Annotated in this window: 19 protein-coding genes; 11 read left to right on the top strand and 8 right to left on the bottom strand. The window is 66.4% G+C overall.

Features of this window, described 5'->3' with window-relative positions; all coding sequences use genetic code 11:
- Nucleotides 1-179 precede the first annotated feature (179 nt).
- Entirely contained in the window at nucleotides 180-854 is a 675-nt protein-coding gene (locus FQU96_RS13715; RefSeq protein WP_146541835.1) for a response regulator transcription factor, read from the top strand.
- Nucleotides 851-2,212, top strand: coding sequence for a cell wall metabolism sensor histidine kinase WalK (locus FQU96_RS13710; RefSeq protein ID WP_146541834.1), 1,362 nt, complete (start codon nucleotides 851-853; stop codon nucleotides 2,210-2,212). Before FQU96_RS13715 ends, FQU96_RS13710 begins: the two co-directional genes overlap by 4 nt.
- 234 nt (nucleotides 2,213-2,446) lie before the next feature.
- Here FQU96_RS13710 and FQU96_RS13705 read toward each other — a convergent pair whose 3' ends face one another.
- Nucleotides 2,447-3,067 (bottom strand): TetR/AcrR family transcriptional regulator, encoded by a 621-nt coding sequence (locus FQU96_RS13705; RefSeq protein ID WP_146541833.1) that lies wholly within the window; start codon nucleotides 3,065-3,067, stop codon nucleotides 2,447-2,449.
- A gap of 68 nt (nucleotides 3,068-3,135) precedes the next feature.
- Between FQU96_RS13705 and FQU96_RS13700 the strand changes: the two genes are divergently transcribed.
- From FQU96_RS13700 to FQU96_RS13685, 4 genes are all read left to right on the top strand, one after another.
- Nucleotides 3,136-4,356 (top strand): cytochrome P450, encoded by a 1,221-nt coding sequence (locus FQU96_RS13700; RefSeq protein WP_178130494.1) that lies wholly within the window; start codon nucleotides 3,136-3,138, stop codon nucleotides 4,354-4,356.
- Nucleotides 4,357-4,465: 109 nt separating this feature from the next.
- Entirely contained in the window at nucleotides 4,466-5,098 is a 633-nt protein-coding gene (locus tag FQU96_RS13695) for a type IV toxin-antitoxin system AbiEi family antitoxin domain-containing protein (RefSeq protein ID WP_146541831.1), read from the top strand.
- Entirely contained in the window at nucleotides 5,091-5,960 is an 870-nt protein-coding gene (locus FQU96_RS13690) for a nucleotidyl transferase AbiEii/AbiGii toxin family protein (protein ID WP_146541830.1), read from the top strand. Before FQU96_RS13695 ends, FQU96_RS13690 begins: the two co-directional genes overlap by 8 nt.
- Before the next feature lie 129 nt (nucleotides 5,961-6,089).
- On the top strand, nucleotides 6,090-6,626 hold the full coding sequence (locus tag FQU96_RS13685; RefSeq protein WP_146541829.1) for a hypothetical protein: 537 nt from the start codon (nucleotides 6,090-6,092) through the stop codon (nucleotides 6,624-6,626).
- A gap of 11 nt (nucleotides 6,627-6,637) precedes the next feature.
- Here the strand turns inward: FQU96_RS13685 and FQU96_RS13680 are convergent, their stop codons facing one another.
- Complete coding sequence (locus tag FQU96_RS13680; RefSeq protein ID WP_146541828.1) at nucleotides 6,638-6,958, bottom strand: hypothetical protein; 321 nt, start codon at nucleotides 6,956-6,958, stop codon at nucleotides 6,638-6,640.
- Between the two features lie 166 nt (nucleotides 6,959-7,124).
- Here FQU96_RS13680 and FQU96_RS13675 point away from each other — a divergent pair, with 166 nt between their 5' ends.
- The gene (locus FQU96_RS13675) at nucleotides 7,125-8,030 is read left to right on the top strand and encodes a fatty acid desaturase (protein ID WP_146541827.1); all 906 of its coding nucleotides are present in this window, start codon (nucleotides 7,125-7,127) and stop codon (nucleotides 8,028-8,030) included.
- 10 nt (nucleotides 8,031-8,040) lie between these two features.
- Nucleotides 8,041-9,138 (top strand): agmatine/peptidylarginine deiminase, encoded by a 1,098-nt coding sequence (locus tag FQU96_RS13670; RefSeq protein ID WP_146541826.1) that lies wholly within the window; start codon nucleotides 8,041-8,043, stop codon nucleotides 9,136-9,138.
- A gap of 19 nt (nucleotides 9,139-9,157) precedes the next feature.
- On the opposite strand, the gene FQU96_RS13665 is transcribed toward FQU96_RS13670, so the two are convergent.
- From FQU96_RS13665 to FQU96_RS13655, 3 genes are all read right to left on the bottom strand, one after another.
- Nucleotides 9,158-9,787: a hypothetical protein gene (locus FQU96_RS13665; protein WP_146541825.1), complete on the bottom strand. Its 630-nt coding sequence runs from the start codon at nucleotides 9,785-9,787 to the stop codon at nucleotides 9,158-9,160.
- Nucleotides 9,788-10,029: 242 nt separating this feature from the next.
- A complete protein-coding gene (locus FQU96_RS13660; protein ID WP_146541824.1) occupies nucleotides 10,030-11,415 on the bottom strand; it encodes a hypothetical protein in 1,386 nt (461 codons plus the stop codon).
- A 10-nt stretch (nucleotides 11,416-11,425) separates the two neighbouring features.
- Nucleotides 11,426-11,830: a DUF305 domain-containing protein gene (locus FQU96_RS13655; protein WP_255468037.1), complete on the bottom strand. Its 405-nt coding sequence runs from the start codon at nucleotides 11,828-11,830 to the stop codon at nucleotides 11,426-11,428.
- A gap of 182 nt (nucleotides 11,831-12,012) precedes the next feature.
- Here FQU96_RS13655 and FQU96_RS13650 point away from each other — a divergent pair, with 182 nt between their 5' ends.
- Genes FQU96_RS13650 through FQU96_RS13640 form a run of 3 tightly spaced genes read left to right on the top strand, consistent with a single transcriptional unit; the run spans nucleotide 12,013 to nucleotide 13,775 of the window.
- On the top strand, nucleotides 12,013-12,441 hold the full coding sequence (locus FQU96_RS13650) for a nuclear transport factor 2 family protein (RefSeq protein WP_146541823.1): 429 nt from the start codon (nucleotides 12,013-12,015) through the stop codon (nucleotides 12,439-12,441).
- A gap of 51 nt (nucleotides 12,442-12,492) precedes the next feature.
- The gene (locus FQU96_RS13645) at nucleotides 12,493-13,002 is read left to right on the top strand and encodes an RNA polymerase sigma factor (protein ID WP_146541822.1); all 510 of its coding nucleotides are present in this window, start codon (nucleotides 12,493-12,495) and stop codon (nucleotides 13,000-13,002) included.
- Nucleotides 12,999-13,775, top strand: a complete 777-nt coding sequence (locus FQU96_RS13640; RefSeq protein WP_146541821.1) for an anti-sigma factor — start codon at nucleotides 12,999-13,001, stop codon at nucleotides 13,773-13,775. The genes FQU96_RS13645 and FQU96_RS13640 overlap by 4 nt, the downstream gene beginning before the upstream one ends.
- Nucleotides 13,776-13,903: 128 nt before the next feature.
- Here the strand turns inward: FQU96_RS13640 and FQU96_RS13635 are convergent, their stop codons facing one another.
- From FQU96_RS13635 to FQU96_RS13625, 3 genes are all read right to left on the bottom strand, one after another.
- On the bottom strand, nucleotides 13,904-15,091 hold the full coding sequence (locus FQU96_RS13635) for an amidohydrolase (RefSeq protein WP_146541820.1): 1,188 nt from the start codon (nucleotides 15,089-15,091) through the stop codon (nucleotides 13,904-13,906).
- Nucleotides 15,092-15,357: 266 nt separating this feature from the next.
- Nucleotides 15,358-16,116 (bottom strand): YggS family pyridoxal phosphate-dependent enzyme, encoded by a 759-nt coding sequence (locus FQU96_RS13630; RefSeq protein WP_218574714.1) that lies wholly within the window; start codon nucleotides 16,114-16,116, stop codon nucleotides 15,358-15,360.
- A gap of 101 nt (nucleotides 16,117-16,217) precedes the next feature.
- Nucleotides 16,218-17,384: a hypothetical protein gene (locus FQU96_RS13625; protein ID WP_146541819.1), complete on the bottom strand. Its 1,167-nt coding sequence runs from the start codon at nucleotides 17,382-17,384 to the stop codon at nucleotides 16,218-16,220.
- Nucleotides 17,385-17,500 lie beyond the last annotated feature (116 nt).

The raw sequence follows: 17,500 nt of genomic DNA, 5'->3' as shown, positions 1-17,500 counted from the left end.
GGTTGCTCGAACGTGCCCGCGGCGCCGTGGCACTGCGGCGCACGGACGCAAAGACTCGTCGTCCTGCCCCTGAAGGTTGCGGCAAGGTGTCCGCGCCACCCGTTGGACACCTTGGCGCAACCTGGATATGTCCAGGGTGCGCCGCGCGGCGGATCGGTGCGGCGCCAGCAGGCAGGCCTATGACACGCATTCTCCTGGTCGAAGACGAACCCGAGATGGCCCGGCTGGTGGCTGGCAACATTGCCAAGGACGGCTTTCTCGTCGATCAGGCCGGCTCGTGCGATGCCGCGCGGCTGACCCTGCAGCTGGCCCGCTATGCCCTGGTGCTGCTCGACCGCCGGTTGCCCGACGGCGATGGGTTGTCACTGCTGCCGATGGTGCGGGCGACCCAGCCGGGCGCGCCGGTGATCATGCTCACCGCGCTCGATCAGCTGGACGACAAGGTGCGCGGCCTGGATGCCGGTGCCGACGACTACCTGACCAAGCCGTATTTCGCCGACGAATTGATGGCGCGCATCCGCGCTGCCCTGCGCCGTCCCGGCGCCGAGCCCGCGGCACCTCTGCAGTGCGGCCGGCTGCGCTTTGACATGGCGCGCCGCGAGGTCGAGATCGATGGCCAGCCCCTGGTGCTCAAGCGTCGCGAACTGCTGGCGCTGGAGGCGCTGGTCCGCCGCGCCGAGCGCGTGGTGCAGCGCGACGCGCTGGTCGCTGCCGTCTACGGCCTGGACGACGAGGTGCAGCCCAAGGCGCTCGACAGCCACATCTCGCGCCTGCGCAAGCGACTGTCTGACTGCAACGCCGGCGTCACCATCCATCCCGTCCGCAATGTCGGCTATATGCTGAAGGCGTCATGATCCGCCCGCGCAGTTCACTGGTCGGACGCCTGATCTTTCCGCTGATCATCATTCAATCGGTCCTGTCGCTCATCGCGCTGATGATCTCGCTGCTGTACTGGCAGCAGCCCGGCGACGAGTACGCCTTCTCGCAGATCCATCTGCAGAACCTGGTGGTCGATGCGCTGGCCAAGCAGCCCGACGGCGGACTCGCCATCACCGACACACCGGCGCTCGCCGACTTCCGTGCCGCGCGTCCGAAGGTGCGCATCGCCGCCCTGCTCGGCCGCCAACCGCTGCAGGGATCATCTGCCGATCTGGTCGCGGCGCTGGAAGCGCTCGGCTTCCCGGACTTCGCCAACGCCACGTTCTCGCTCACGCAAGGCCCGCTCGCCGGTGCCATGGTGGCGGCGAGCGTCGCAGATACGCGATGGGGCGCGATCGTCGTGGTCAGCACCGACAACACCCTGCAGAGCGCCGACCTGCCGGCGCTGGTCGGCTACATGTCGAGCTACCTGGTACGGGTCATGGTCCTGGTGTTGCTGGGCGCGGCGCTGATCGTGCCGCTGGTGGTGACGCAGGCCCTGCGGCCGCTGCGCAATGCCGCGCGTGATGCCGCCCGCATCGACCTACGCTCGCGCGACTTCCGGCTGCCCGACGGCAAGGGCGTGCCGTCGGAACTGCTGCCGTTCATCCGCTCGATCAATGCCGCGCTCGACCGTCTCGACGACGGCTTCAGCCGCCAGCAGCGTTATGCCGCCGAGGCGGCGCACGAGCTGCGCACGCCGCTGGGTGTGCTGGCCGCCCGCATCGACAGCCTGCCCGAATCGCCCGTGGCCCGCGGCCTGCGCCGCGATGCTGAACGCATGCGCACCCTGGTCGACCAGCTGCTGTTCGTCGCCTGGCTGGAAACCCGCCACGTGCTGCCCGACGAGTCGCTGGACCTGACCGCCGTGGCCCGCGGGGTGGTCGCCGATTGCGCGCCGCTGGCCATCGCCCAGGGCCGTGACATCGCCCTGACGCCGGAAGCCGAGCACCTGCCGATCCGCGGCAACACCCGCGCCGTGGAAAGCGCGATCACCAACCTGGTGCAGAACGCCGTGCGCGCCGAGCCGCAAGGCGGCACGGTCGAGGTCGTGGCGCGCGCGCCGGCCGAGATCCTGGTCATCGACCATGGCACCGGCATCGCGGCCGCCGAGCGCGACCGGGTGTTCGAGCCGTTCTGGCGCCGCGATGAGCATCACCCGGGTGCCGGCCTGGGCCTCACCATCGTCAAGGAAGCCGCCGCCGCGCACGGCGGCACGGTCACGGTGGAGGATACACCCGGCGGCGGCGCAACGTTCCGGCTGACCTTGAGCGGCACGACGGCCGGACCGTGAGGACACATCTTCCGGTCAGTTGCGAGCTTGGCTAATGACGGCTGGGACCGCGTCGCTCCAGCGACGCTCATAGGCCGGCGCTTCACGCCGGGGCGCCGCTGGAGCGGCGCGGTCCCAGCCTTCACCAGCAGCACCACGTCTTATCGTCTACGGCGGCAGGGGCCAGTCGAACAGCCGGCGCACGCTCACGTGGCCGGGCCGCCAGCACCAGCCCCATGCGGCGCCAGCGTGTCATCACGGGTCGATCGTTTCCGTCTTGTCACGGCCCACCAGGCGCTGCAGCTCGCTGACGGCACGCAGGAAACTGTCGGCGGGTGTCGTGTCCGGATCGATCAGGCGATGCAGGCGGAAGCCGTCCTCCAGCGCCAGCAACAGGGCGCCCGCCCAGGCGGCGTCGATGTTGCGGCCGGCCGCGCGCGTGGTGGTGGCGACGATCTCGCTGACCAGCGCGCGGCGGGCACGCAGGCGCTTGGCCAGCTCCGGCCGACGCTGCTCGGCGCGGGCGGCGAACAGGATCAGCTCCATGTGCAACAGCGGCGCGCGGCCCAGCGGATCCTGGCGGCTGCGCTCGGAGGACCGCAGGGCGGCGATGTAATCGGCGGCATTGCTGTAGCGCGCCAGCAGGTCGCGGTGGTGTTGCAAGGACCTCTCCACGTGGTCCTCCAGCATGGCGATGATCAGCTCGTCCTTGCTGTCGAAGTTCGAATAGAACGCGCCGCGCGTGAAGCCGGCGGCGGCCGCAATGGCGTCGATACTGGCGGCGCCGATGCCGCGTTCCTCGAAGACCTGGGCGGCGGCCTCGAACAGCCTCTGTCGGGTTTCGTCACGGGTCGGACGGATGCGTACTCTTGACATCGTGGCCCGGACATAGCACGAATCAATTCGATACAACAATGTATCGAACTGCACGGATTGGACATCCCATGGCCGAGGCAACCCAGGCCGAGCGGTTCTTCCTGGCCGCCATGTCGCCGGGCTTCCGCGAGGATCCGTATCCCCTCTACGAGACCTATCGCGGCCGCGGCCGGCTGCTGCGCATGGCCGACACGATCTGGTTCGCGCTGGGGCACGGCGACGTCACCACCCTGCTGCGCCACCCCAAGCTCTCCTCCAACGAGACACGGGCCACGACCGAAGCGGCCAAGCAGGACGAGCCGACCTGGGAGTCGCGCAGTCTGCTGTTCATGGATCCACCCGATCACACGCGCCTGCGCGGCCTGGTCGCGCGCGCCTTCACGCCCAAGCGCATCGCGGACCTGCGGCCGACGTCGGAAGCGATCGCCGCCCGCCTGCTGGACGCCATCGCCGCACGAGAACCGGGCACGCCGGTCGACCTGATCGAGGCTTTTGCCTATCCGCTGCCGGTGCAGGTGATCTCGGCCCTTCTGGGCGTGCCAGCGGCCGACCAGGCGGCCTTCACGGCGTGGTCACGCGGCGTGGCACGCTCGCTCGATCCTTCGGTGCTGCGCTCGACCGCGATCGATGCCGCCATCGCCGAGGCCGAGCGGGCGCTGATGGCGTACCTGGAGGACCTGCTGGCGCTGCGTCGCCGCCAGCCGGGCGACGACCTGCTCTCCGCCCTGGTCGCGGTCGAAGCGGATGGCGATCGCATCGCGCCGCAGGAGGTCGTCGACCTCGCCCTGCTGCTGCTGATCGCCGGCCACGAGACCACGGTGAACCTGATCGGCAACGGCGTGCTGGCCCTGCTGCGCGCGCCCGACCAGTTGGCGCTGCTGCGACGCAGCCCTGATCTGATCGCCAATGCCATCGATGAACTGCTGCGCTTCGACGGCCCGGTGCAGATGACCCAGCGAATTGCCACCGAAGACCTCGACCTGCTGGGCCACCCCGTGCGGGCCGGCGACGAGATCATGATGGTGCTGGGCGCCGCCAACCGCGACCCCGCGGTGTTCGCCGATCCGCACCGGCTCGACGTCACCCGCGACGCACGGCGCCACGTCGCCTTCGGCGGCGGCATCCATCACTGCCTGGGCGCCACCCTGGCGCGCGTCGAAGGTCACGTGGCCCTGCACGCCCTGCTCGCTCGTTTCCCGCATGTGGCGCTGGCTGGCACGCCGACCCGGCGACCCACCTTCACGCTGCGCGGCCTGGAGGCCCTGCCGGTGGAACTGGGCAACGCCTGACACCCTCCGCTGCGCAGCTACGACAGGCTGCGCTTTCGGGGAATGACTCGATGATACGAAACGTCGGATATAATCTTGCTATATCCGACGTTTCATATCATTCTATGGGATGGCTTCTCAACAGGACCAAGCTCTCTCTCTGCTGCGGCGGCAAGGTATGGCGCGCCTTTCCGAGTTCACCCGCGTCGGGATAACCGCGGCCACGATTTCGCGCATGAAAGAGAACGGCCTTGTCCTTCAGCTTGGGCGTGGCCTTTATCAGCTGCCCGACGCTCCCCTTGATGCCAACCACTCGCTTGCGGAAGCCAGTAAACTCGTGCCCATAGGCACAATCTGTCTCGTCTCCGCGCTCGCTTTCCACGACCTCACAGATACGATCCCGTCGCGGGTATGGATGGCGATTGGTCCCAAGGACCGCCGGCCAAACACGACACATCCACCGATACAGTTCGTGCGCTTCGGCGATAAGGTCCTCAGAGCAGGCGTTGAGGCGCACAGCATCGAAAGCGTTACGGTACGGGTCTACAATCCGGCCAAGACCGTCGTGGACATGTTCCGGTATCGCGCCAGCGCGGGAAGGCGTTATCAGCGGAGCCCAGGCCTCAATCTTGCACTTGAAGGTCTCGGGGCTGCGCTGAGGCAGCGCAAGGCCACGCCATCGGAAATCGCCAGATTTGCCACGGACGCGGGTGTCTGGAGGGTTGTCCAACCCTACCTGCAGGCGATGACCGCCAATGCGTGAACCTCCCCGCGATATGGGTGCGTCGGTACGGGCACGCCTCTTGAAAATTGCGACAGAGCGCAACCAGCCCTTTGACCTGATTCTTACGCGTTATGCCCTGGAGCGGCTGCTGTTTCGCCTCAGCACAACCTCCTATCGCGAGCGATTCATCCTCAAGGGTGCCACCTTGATGGCCGCGTGGTTTGACACGCCCTTTCGACCGACGCGCGATATCGACTTCCTCGGCTTTGGCGACTCCGATCCCGAGGCGGCGCTGCGTGCTTTCCAGGAAATCTGTGCCATCGAAAACAACGATGGTGTCGTGTTCGACGTTGAGAGGCTCGCGGTTGATCGCATCCGCGAGGAACTGGAATATGGTGGTCTTCGCATTACAACAATCGCCAGCATAGGCGGCGCGCGAAGCAAGGTTGTCATCGACATTGGCTTTGGCGACGCCACTGAACCCGGCATAGCCGACCTGAAACTGCCCGTGCTGCTCGACCTGCCGGCCCCGCGTTTGCGCGCCTACCCGCGAGAGACAGTCATAGCCGAAAAGTTTCAGGCGATGGTCATGCTCGGCCGCGACAACAGCCGTATGAAAGATTTCTACGACATATGGATGCTGTCGCGCTCATATGAGTTCGACTCGGACCGACTGGCCCAGGCTATCGCCGCAACTTTTGCTCGTCGCAAGACGACTATCCCAACCGATTTACCTGACGCGCTGACACGCGACTTCGCCGAGGATCCGGCGAAGCGAAAGCAATGGACCTCATTTGTCGAGGCCATCGCGATGAAGCCGGGTTCACTACTGGAAATCGTAGAAGCGTTGGCAACCTTCCTCATGTCGCACGCGGCAGCAGCTAGAAGACGTGGTGCATAGTATCTGTGTGACGGAGGTGAGATACCGAGTCGAGGCCGCCTTCCGTTTCCCCGTGTAGCCCCGCGTAAAATATGAGCTACGCTGGCATCCGCACGATCAAAGGAGCGTCATGCCGATTTCAGGGAATGGATGGGAATTGCTCGTCCGCAGGCACAGCGCGTCCAGCGCAGCGGTGCTCAGTCGCGAACATACGGTACGTACCAGACCTTCCTGGACGGAAACGACGTCGCCGGCTTGTCGGGTTGGGTGTGCGAGTGCCTGGGTCCCGGCGACAACCAGCAGGCGGACAACGGCAAGAGGATCGAGGCCGGCGGATACCCGCTCCATACGCACTTCGGCGACGTGTACCAGTCCATCGGATACGCAACGGATCTGCAGCCTCCGGGCTCTTCTCCCATGCCGGGAATCCGGTTGGAAGGCACCGGGCAACGCTACGACATCCTCATTCACCCCGCCCGTCCACCGACGTTGTACCTGTCGAGCGTGGGCTGCCTCAACTTGACGGGACCACTGGCCGATTCCGAGACGATGGATTTCTGGGACTCCCGCGCCCGCGTCATTGCGCTGATCGAGAGCCTGCGCGATTTCGCACCCGGCGCCTTCGCGGCGAGCGAGAACACGCGCATTCCTGACGCCTGGATCGTCGTGGAGGGCGAACCGTCGTGATCAGCCGGCGCTCACGCCGATCCTGAGGCCTGTTTGCTCGCCTGATCGTAGTCACGTTGCGCCCGCTCGGCTGCCGCCAAGGCAAGATCGCGTACCGTGCGCGCCTTCTGATCGAGATAGAGCAGCCCGCAGGCAACCAGGACATAGAGGGCACCGAGAACCCAATAGCTCCACGGCGCCAGGTGGTGCCGGAACACGACGACAATGAAGGGTACGACAAAGAAGTGGATGGCCAGCTTGATCCAGGCGCCGCGGTCATAAACGCGCGCCGCAGCCTCGCCCGCGCGATGCGCGGCCTCGGCATCGCGTTTCAGTCGTTCCGTATCCGTCATCGAAGCATTGCGAACGTCAGGGCCGTGGCGAGCGCACCGATCCTCTCATGCGTTGCGGCACTGTCTCGTACGAACGCCTGGTACTCAATAGCTGCGTGCCGCTGGCCCTGGACCGTGGATCATCGCCGTCCCATACTGGCGCCTTCCTTGCGGGACGAGCACGCGCATGACGGCTTCGACACCTCGCCTTCTTTCCGGCCCCGATCTGCGGGCGTTGTCGGTGCGTTCGGATGCCAAAGGGGCTCTGCAGACCGGCCTGCACCTGGCGCTGGTGGCGGGCAGCGGTTGGCTGGTGACACAGGCGTCGGGCTGGCTGCTCGTGCCCGCAATGCTGCTGCTGGGCATCGCACAGGTGACATTGTTCGCGCCGCTGCACGAGACCATGCATCTCACTGCATTCGCCAACCGGCGCGCCAATGTCGTCGTCGGCTGGCTGGTGGGGTGCCCATCCCTGCTGAACTGGCACTTCTATGGCGCCTTTCACCTGGCGCATCATCGCTTCACGCAGGATCCCGCCCGCGATCCCGAGTTGACACCGCCGCCGCCGACCGGGCTGGCCGGCTACCTCGCACGCATCGCGGCGTTGAACTACTGGCGGGCGCGCCTCACGCTGATCGCCGATGCCTGGCGTGGCGATCTCGCCGCCTACCCGTTCATTGCCAACCACGCACGGCAGCGCATCGTGGCCAGCACGCGATGGATGAGCGTGTTCGTCGTCGGACTGGCGTTGGCCTCGGCGGTGCTGATCGCCTGGTGGGTGCCGCTGGTGTTCTGGGTTGGGCCGCAGCTTCTGGCGCAACCGCTGCTGCGCCTCTACCTGCTGACCGAACATACGGATTGCAGCGAGACCGACGACGGCCTGATCAACACCCGCACCACGCTCACCAACCCGCTGGTGCGGCTGTTGATGTGGAACATGGGCTATCACGCCGAGCACCACCTCTACCCGTCGATCCCCTTCCACCGCCTGGCCGATGCCCACCGCGCGCTGCGCGACCGCCTGGGCGTGGTGCAGCACGGCTACGCCCGCTGGCACTGGGCCTATCTGAAGGGCCTGCTGCGCGCAGGATAACGGGCGCCTCATGCCGACCCGCAGACACGTCATCCAGCGCCTCGGCACCGCCGCCGTGGTCGGCCTGGGCAGCGCTGCTGACGCCCGCGCCGTCGGGCGCTGGCACATGCCCGACGAGCACCTGCCGCAGGAGCGCGTGTTCGTGTCCTATGCAGCCTCTCGTGCCGTCTGGAAAGATTGGGTCGCCCCGGTCAATGCCACTGTCGGCCGGCTCGCCAGGACCATCGCCCGCTACCAGCCGGTGACCGTGCTCTGCCGGCCCAGCCAGGAGGACCAGGCACAGCGCGACTGCGGCGGCGCCAATATCGACTTCCTGCCGCTGGCCCTGGACGACATCTGGGTGCGTGACTATGGCGGCTGCTTCGTGGTCGATGACACCGGCGACCTCGGCGTGGTGGATCTCAATTTCAACGGCTGGGGCGGCAAGCAGCGCGCCGGCAACGACACGCGCGTCGCCAGAATCCTGAGCGATGAGCTGAAGGCGGACTACATCGCGAGTTCGCTGACCGGCGAAGGCGGCGGTATCGAAGTGGATGGCCACGGCACGGCCATCCTCACTGAAAGCTGCTGGATCAATGCCAATCGCAATCCGGGGCTGGGCAAGACGCAGATCGAGACCGAACTGAAGCGGCGCCTCGGCCTGCGCAAGATCATCTGGCTGCCGGGCATCCGCGACAAGGACATCACCGACGCCCATGTCGACTTCTATGCCCGTTTCGTGCGCCCGGGTGTCGTGATCGCCAACCTCGACAACGACCCGCAATCCTATGACTACGCGCTGACCCGCCAGCACCTGGATATCCTGAAGAGTGCCACCGACGCCGACGGCCGCCACCTGGAGGTCCACACGCTGCCGCCGCCACTGAAGCTGCGCAGCAATCACTACACCGAGGACAACCCGGATTTCGCTGCGGGCTACATCAACTACCTGCCGGTCAACGGCGCGGTGATCGCGCCACAATTCGGCGACACCGCGGCGGACGGATACTGCCTGAGTCTGCTGGCGCGGCTCTATCCGGGACGCAAGGTGGAGCAACTGGACATCGACCCGATCGCCGCCGGCGGCGGCGGCATCCACTGCGTGACCAAGCAGTTGCCGCGCGCTTGACGGGCTGGGTGGTTCGCGATCAGAGCGGCAATCCGTCGTTCGGCGTCTGCCGGTCGGGATCCGCCCTGAGGTCGGCATAGACCGAGTCGTTGAGAATGGCCGTACGCATGGCATTCGCGTCGTTGACGCTGACACGTTGCCCGAGTCGACCGCGCATCGTGGACGCGATGAGAAAGGCGGTGCGATGGACCGGCACGCTCGCCGCCCACATTGGCGGCACAGGCATGCCCGTCAGCCCCGCACTCTCCAGAACGTAGTAGAACATGCCCGCCACATAGGCGCACGCCTCGTTCGACACATCGCGCGGAGACGCGCCCGATGCCGTGGCCTGTTTCCCCTTGGCGTCGATCATCGCATGCGTGCTCTCGTGGACGATAGACACCCGTTCCCTCAGGGTGGTGCCGACATTCACCGACTTGAACCGGAACGTATTCGAGTATGGATTGTAGCCGGCGGCGACGTTTGGAGGGGGATTTGGCTCTATATCGATCGTCATCGACCTCAGGGCCAGCGCGACATAGCTGAATGCCGAGCCATCGATGTGATGTCCGTCGAGCCAGAAGTCGATCGTCTGGCAGGATGGCGACATCAGGATCGCACCGATTCGGTTCTTGATCGCGGCGGCTTCGGCTGGCGTGGCAAGGGCCATCTGCGTCTCCATGGCAGGAAGCGTGCAGCCAACATGCTCCTCACTTTATACCACGCATCATCCGTTCGGATGATATCGGCGATCCACAACCAGCGTCGGTCATACGCGCAGCGCGCCGATGCTCAGCTCGAATGTGAGTCGCGACTTGTCATCCCGAGCGTAGCGAGGGATCTAGGAACGGCGCCTAGATCCCTCGCTACGCTCGGGATGACAGCTGTATCAGTGACCCACGATTCCAGATACTAGCGGCCGGTCAGCACTGCCGCCGTCGGTGACGGTGCCGCGTCGCCCTCGACGACCAGGATTGCGGTCTGGGCGTTGCCCTGTTTCGTACCAGGCGTGATGTCGCGCAGCGGGCCGATGGCGGCCACCGTGCCCATGCCCTTGGCGTTGGTCTTCAACGCCGCCACCGGCGCATCACGGCCTTCCAGGAAGACGCGGTAGACCGTGTCGGGCTTCAAGCCGAAGACGTTCGTCTCCAGCATGTCGACAAGACCGAGGTTGCGGGCCACGACAAAACCGCGTCCGCCACCGCCCTGTGATGCCTTGAGCGCAATGTTGACGGTCGGCGGCGACGCCGGCAGCGGCGCGAGGTTGGCACGGCCATCGCCCTGCCCGACGGCATGCGCAACATAGACCAGGGCCTGCGGCGCCTGGCCGATCGGAATGTGGCCGACCACGTCGCTCGTCGCCGTGTCGATGACGTCGACCGCATCGCCGTTCTCCAGGCCGACATAAACCCGGCTGCCATCCCCAGACGCCCAGATCCCATGCGGCAGCGCGCCGACCGGAACGGTCTTGACCAACTGCGCCGTGGCATCCGTGGTGAAGATCTTCACGGCGTTCTCGCCCCCGACGGTGACGTAGGCCAGGGTCCTGCCGCCGCTTGCGGCAAACGCCAGGTGGTTGGTGATGAAGCCGGTATCGATCACGCCCCTCACCTCGAGCGTGGTCGTGTCGATGCGCGTGACCTTGCCCACGTCCTTGTGGGTCGACCACACCTCCTTGCCGTCCGGCGTGATCTGGATGAAGGGCGAGAACGGCGACACCACCGGGATTTTCTTGATCACCTTGCGCTGGGCGACGTCGATCACCTCGACCACCGGGTTGAAGCTGTTGGCGAGGAACGCGCGCTTGCCGTCCTTGGAGAAGATCACCATGCCGGGGCCGCTGGTGGTCTTGATGCGGGCCGTCTCCTTGAACGTCACGGGATCGATGACCGCGAGATAATCCTCGCCGCGCACGACGACCCACGCTTCCTTGCCGTTGGGCGTGAAGAAGCCCTCGTGCGGATTGCGGCCGACATAGGCGATGCCCTTCACCGCATTCGTCGTCGTGTCGATGAAGGTCGCCGAGTTGGTGACTGTCGAAATGGCGATCAGCGTCTTGTGATCAGGCGAGAAGCCGAGACCATGCACATTGACCTCGCCCTTGTAGAGCGGACTGAGCACATCGGGCCGCGGATTGCCGAGCCGGATCTGGCCCAACAGCGTGTTGCTCACCGGATCGATCACGGAGACGGTGTTGCTGTTCTGATCGGCGGTGTAGACCCGATCCTGCGCGCCGGGAGTCGCGAGAGCAGCCGTGCTGACACCCATGGCGGCCAGCACCATCAGAAAGCCTCTCATGCGCTGTCTCCTACTTCACGGTCGGGGGAATAGGCGCGTTGGCACCCAGCATGTTGCGCATCAGGCCGATCTCGTATTGCTGTTCGGTGATGATCGACTGCGCGAGATTGCGGATGCGCGGATCCTTGGTGTGCAGCAGCACGATCTTCGCCATGTCCACCGCACCCTGGTGATGCGGGATCATCATGGCCAGAAAATCGCGATCGGGATCGCCGGACGGCCGAGCAGCCGCCATGTCGGCATGCATGCGGTCCATGGCCTGCGCCATCAGCGTGTCGAACGGCACGTCGGAACTGATTACCAGCGGCGGCGCCCGCCCATGCTCATGTCCACCGTGCCTGTCCTGTGCAACGGCGGCGCCGGCCATGCCGATAGCAATGGCAGGACCCCATGCCAGCTTCTGGAAAAATCGCACAATCCTTTTCCTCTTCGATCCGATGGGCGGATGTGGAAGACGTCCAGCGACCCGGGCTATTCCGGGCGCCTGATCAAGTCGCTGTGACGTCGTCGTGATCGCCTTCCCGCACGCTGGCGGAATAATCGCCGGGGTTTGGCGTCTCCTTGCGTGTTGTCACGATCAAACCCGGGAGACGTTCCATGAAAAAAGCAGCCTTTGCCACCGCGTGCGCTGTCGCCGCCCTGCTCCTGGCCGGTCCGGCATTTGCCGGTCCGGCGGCCGACAGGGCCAAAGCCCACATCGATGCGATCGCCAAGGGCGATGTCGGTGCGATCATGGCGGCCTACACGGGCACCGCGACTTTGCACTGGGTCGGCGGCCCGCTGGACGGCACGTACGCCGGCACCGAAAAGCTCAAGGAACTCTGGGGCAAGTTCAGCAAGGCGCAAGGCGCGTTGAAGGCGAGCGTGACCAACCTTGCCGAGAGCGCCAATCCCAAGGGCGCGACCGTAACCGCCAATGTGGTTTTCGCCGGCCAGAACACGGTCAAGGTGCGCTATGTGATGTTCTTCCGTGGCGATCAGCTGGTCGACGAGATCTGGCAGGTCGATCCGAACCTCGCGAATTGAGGCCGCGATAGTGGCCGCATGACGATGATTGTCCGCTAAGGTCCGGCGGCGATGGATGATATCGCTGCCCTGATCGAACCACACGTGCCGGCGCTGCGCCGATACGCCTGGGCGCTGCTGCGCGACGATGACGCGGCCGATGACCTGGTCCAGGACTGCCTGGAGCGCGCCATCGGCCGCTGGCATTTGCGTCGGCGCGACGGCGATCTGCGGGCATGGCTGTTCACTATTCTGCGCAACCACTTCATCGGCGGCCTGCGCCAGACGGCACGGCGCGGCGTCCACGTGTCGACCGACGCCATGACGGTGCCGCCGTCCAGCGCCGCGCCCCAGGAAGACCGCATGGTCGTGCGTGACGTGCTCGCAGGATTGGATGCGCTCCCGGAAGAGCAGCGCTCCGTCCTGTTGCTGGTCAGCGTCGAGGATCTGTCCTACCAGGACGCGGCGCGCGTGCTCGACGTGCCTGTGGGAACCGTGATGTCGCGCCTCAGCCGCGCGCGCGAGCGTCTGCGGCAATACCTTGAGACCGGCCGCGCCGGCATGCTGCGGAGGGTGAAATGACTGCGGGCGACGACCGCCCCGTTGGCGATGATGATCTCCAGGCTCTGGTCGACGGACGACTGTCGCCGGAGCGCCGTCAGACGGTAGAGGATCATCTTGCAGCGCACCCCCAGAGCGCGGCGCGGGTCGCCGCCTACCGCCAGCAGCGCGAGGCCCTGCGCGGCCGGCTGCAGTTCAAGATCGACCAGCCCATTCCGGCGCGCTTGCGCATCGCCAACCTGCGGGCAGAGCGGCGCCGGCGAATGCTGCGCCGATCCACGGCCATCGCCGCCGCGGCGGTGTGGCTGGTGCTCGGCGTGGCGATCGGCTGGTACGGCAAGGATCTCGTGGCGCCGGCGCCTGCCATCGTGATGGCAGCGGATGCGATCGCGGCGCACCGTACGTTCGTGGTCGAGGTCGCGCACCCCGTCGAGGTCGAGGCGGCGCGCGAGGAGCACATGGTTCAGTGGCTGTCCAAGCGCCTGGGACGGCCGCTCACGGTGCCCGACCTGCGATCGATCGGTTTCCGCCTGATGGGCGGCCGCCTCCTGCCCGCCGCCGACGGTCCCGCCGCCCAGTTCATGTATGACGATGACCGTGGCGTGCGCCTGACCTTATATGTCCGCGTCGGCGAAAGCGGCGAGACGGCCTTTCGTTTCGTGCGCGAGGGCCGCGTCGCCAGCTTCTATTGGATCGATCAAGGCTTCGGCTATGCGGTGTCGGCTGAAACCGACCGGGACCGCTTGCTGCGAGTCGCCGAAGCCATCTACCACCAGATCATGCCGGCACGGTAGCACGTCGCGCGGGCTGTCATCCCGAGCGAACCACGTCATCCCGAGCGCAGCGAGGGATCTCCTGCGATTGACGCATCGCGCGTCGTTGCCGAGAGTCCCTCGCTGCACTCGGGATGACGTGGTTGGCTCTACCGGCTGGGAATGACCTGACCGCCGCGGATGACATGCTTGCGCGGCGGACGCCGGGCGACGGCGTCACCCAGGGAATCGGCGTCCAGCACGATCAGGTCGGCACGATCGCCGACCTCCAGGCCGCGTGATGGCAGTCCCATCGCATTCGCCGCGAAGCGCGAACAGAGGTCATAGGCCAGCGCCAGGTCGTCATCACGCCGGAAGCCTTGGCGCCAGGCGACCAGCATGGCCCGGTCCAGCATGTCGCCACTGCCCAGCGGCGACCATGTATCGCGGATGTTGTCCGATCCGGCGAAGACGCTGACGCCGGCGTCCAGCAGCGGCTTGACCGGCGGCATGGGCGCTGCCCCCGGCGCGCTGGTCAGGATGCTCACGCCGGCCTGGGCCAGTGCGTCGGCGGTGCGCGCGAAATCCTGCCGGTCGGGTGTGCCGAGACTGAAGGCGTGGCTGACGGTCACGCGGCCGGCCAGACCGGCCGCCTGCGTCCGCGCGGCGATGTCGCGTAGCTGTTCGTTGCCGCCGGCATCGGCGTCGTGCAGGTGGATGTCGATCCCGACCCCGCGGCGCTCGGCGATCGCGAAGACGACATCGAGCTGGCCCGATGCATCGCCGTCGATGGCGCGCGGATCGAGACCGCCCACCAGGTCGGCGCCCGCCGCGACCGCGGCATCCAGCAGCACCGCCACGCCCGGTCGGGTCATCACGCCACTTTGCGGGAACGCCACGATCTGCACGGTGACGTCAGCCGCAAATCGCTCGCGCAGACCCAGCAGCATCTCGACATGGGCGAGACCAATATCGTCATCGACGTCGGCGTGCGTGCGCAGTGCCGTCGTGCCGGCCGCCATCAAGCGGCGCAGCAGGATCTCCGCTCTCTCCGCCACATCAGGCCGGGCATCGCGACGCAGGCGGCGTTCGCATTCGATGCGCTCGCGCACGGAGGCGCCCGCCTCGTGCGGCAACCACGGCCCGCCCCACAGCGTCTTGTCGAGATGCACATGGCCGTCGACAGGCGCCGGCAGCACCAGCAATCCGGCGAGGTCGAGGCTGGCCTCGCCGGCGGTGGCCGCGCCGGTTGCCGGCGCCCGAGCGGCGATCACGCCATCGCGCAGGCTCAGGGTCCATAACCCGCCATCGGCGAGACGGGCGTTGAGAAGATGCAAGGTGTTCGGATCAGTCGGCATGGCTCACTGTGCGTCATTCGATGTCGCGTGCCAACCGAGGCCATCAGGAGGAGGTCACCCCAGTAACCCTGAAAGGAAACGGGCCAAGGCGGCTCGATCACACGCTGTGGGCGCGCCACTCCGTGGCGCGTCATGTGCCGATCCAAACGAAGACGCGCGACGGAGTCGCGCGCCCCCAGCGTCTATCCTCACGACCGTGCGCCCTTTCAGTCCTTGTGATCGGCGTTGCTGGTGGGGACTCCGTGGCGCGCCGTCCCGCGGCGCCATCAGCGATCTTTCTCAGACCAGAAGTAGCCTTCCGGGGTCGGGCGTTTGCCGAAGACGGCGGTGCCGACACGCACCAGTGTCGACCCCTCCTCGATGGCCTGCTCAAAGTCGAGGCTCATGCCCATCGACAGCACATCCATTGCGACACCGTCGATCGCCTCGCTCTTCAGGCGTTCGAAAAGGCCGCGCAGCAGGCGCAGGCAGTCACGGGCCCGCTCGCCTTCCGTGAACAGCAGCCCGATGGTCATCAGGCCGCGGATGTTCAGACACTCGAACCGCGCCAGGTCACGCACGAACCCGGTGACGGCCTCGGGCGCCAAGCCGAACTTGCTGGCTTCGTCCGAGGTGTTGACCTGCACCAGCACGTCGAGCCGGCGTCCCTCGCGCTGCAGGCGTGCATCCAGTTTCTCGGCATGATCCAGACGGTCCAGCGACTGGATGCACGTCACGTATTTCAGGACGTCGTTGATCTTGTTGCTCTGCACATGCCCGATGAAGTGTCGTTCGACCGCGACGTCGGCCAGCGCGGCATGTTTCTGCTGGAACTCCTGGACCTTGTTTTCACCGATCAGGGTGCATCCGGCCTCGATGGCGAGGCGGATCCGCGCCGGCGGTACGGTCTTGGTCGCCAACAGCAGCCGGACGTCTTCCCTCGGCCGCCCGCAGCGCCGGCACACTTCCTCGATCCGCGCGTTCACCGCCTTCAGATTGCGCCGGATGCCTTCTGCATCGGCATTCAGGTCTACGTCACGCTCCACAACGCCCTCGCTTCGAACAAGCCCTGGCCCAGATTGTTCGGCGATCCGGGCAGGAATGACAGGTCCATTCCGGCGCAGCGGCCAAAGCCAATTCGCGGCGCCTAGGTGGTGCCCTGCTGCGGAGGCCTGGACGTCGCGAAGCCGGCCAGCGCGCCCAGGACCAGGCGCACGAGTTGCAGCTGGGAATTCGTCTCGGTGCGCGTCATCGCGCGGGCCAGTAGCGTGCGAACGGTGTTGTAGGACAGCCCTGTCTGGTGACTGAAGGCCGGCAACGGCACGCCACTGACCAGCGCCAGCACCAGCCGGGCTTCCGCCGGTGTGAAATCGAAAAGCTGCTCCAATGCCACCGGGTCGATCGCCGGTGTTGCATCCGGGTCGGCAATGAAGACCAGCACCGCCGGCGAATCGCGTCCCGTGCCGACGCTGCGTCCCATCGGCGCCACCGTCACCGCATAAGCCCGCTTGCCCGACGGCCGGCTGACCGACAGGTGACCGCCGGCACCATGGACGCCGACGCCGTTGAGCGTCGTCTGCCGCGCGCCCGCCAACAGCGCCTGCAGGCGCTTGTCGTCGTCACCGCGCGCGGCCCGTAGCCCGGCCACGCTGCGCATCAGGCCGTCACCCTGGGCCAGGATCGCGCTGCCGCTTGCGTTGGCGTGGATCAGCTTGCCGGTCGCACCGAGCAGCACGACACCCAGGCTGAGCCAGTCGAACGCCGCCAGCAGCGAGCGATCGGGCGCGGCCGGATGCTGCAGCTTCTGCCGCACTTCCAGTGCCCGCTGCAGGTGGGGCAGCACGCGGCCCAGGGCCTGGATGTCGGCCGGGTCATACGCGGCGCCATCACGCGGCCGGTGGATGCCGATGACGCTGAAATCCCCGCTGTCCAACGCCATCAGCGAGCCCGCCACATGGTGGATGTTGACCTTGGGCCGCAGGAATTCGTTGTAGAACAGGCTGCGCTCGAACGTGTGGGAGTCGACCAGCTGGTCGCCGGTCAGCGGCTGCCCGAACAGTCCCTGGCGCATCGCCGATTGGGCCCAAATATCGTGCTGGGCGTAGTATGCGCTGTACTGCTGCAGATCATCGGCCGCCATGCCCAGCGTCGTCACCAGGTCAACGGCCTCGCCCAGCGGGCTGTGCACCGACAGCAACAGTGTTCGTCCACCGACCAGCCGGACCAGATCCGGCCCGACGTCGTCCCACGGACGATGCCCCAATGCGGCGTCGTACAGATCGCCGATCAGCGCTCCTTCGGCGTGCGGATGCATTGCCGCTTCCCCCTTGCAGATGCGACTTGAACACCGGTGCAGGCACCCCCATGCCTGCACGATCCGCGTGCAAAGCTATACAGCAGTTCTTGCAGTCTTGTCACTCAAATGGGTGA

It is taken from the genome of Reyranella sp. CPCC 100927, assembly GCF_007859315.1.
GTDB lineage: Bacteria > Pseudomonadota > Alphaproteobacteria > Reyranellales > Reyranellaceae > Vineibacter.
Note: the sequence above shows the minus strand (reverse complement) of the source record. Positions and strands in the feature narration are given on the sequence as shown.